This is a genomic window from Flavobacterium sp. FlaQc-52 (assembly GCF_044007495.1).
GTDB classification, from domain to species: Bacteria; Bacteroidota; Bacteroidia; order Flavobacteriales; family Flavobacteriaceae; genus Flavobacterium; species Flavobacterium cupriresistens.
Genome location: NZ_JBIPCV010000052.1, coordinates 1 through 275, shown reverse-complemented (window position 1 = coordinate 275; position 275 = coordinate 1). Strand labels below are relative to the sequence as shown.

The window sequence follows — 275 nt, the reverse complement described above, 5'->3', positions numbered from 1 at the left end:
AGCAATAGCAGTATAAACTGTTGATGCAGGAGTAAATGTTAATCCTGTTTTTGCAATTGTAACCGTATAATCTGATCCTGAAATTAAATTCGCAACCGAATAATTTCCTGAAGCATCAGAAGTAGCTGTTAAAGTTGTACTTCCAGATACAGCCGAAATTGTAGCGCCAGAAACCGGAGTACTTCCGTTTAAAACAGTTCCGCTTACAGTATAATACGTTGGTGTAACGACACTAGTACTAAAATCATAAACTGTAGCATTTGCCGGAACAGCAA

1 protein-coding gene is annotated in these 275 nt (G+C 37.8%); it reads right to left on the bottom strand.

What is annotated here, in order from left to right; translation table 11 throughout:
• On the bottom strand, nucleotides 1–275 hold a 275-nt coding region (locus tag ACHRV5_RS22470; RefSeq protein ID WP_395428344.1), incomplete at both ends, for a carboxypeptidase regulatory-like domain-containing protein.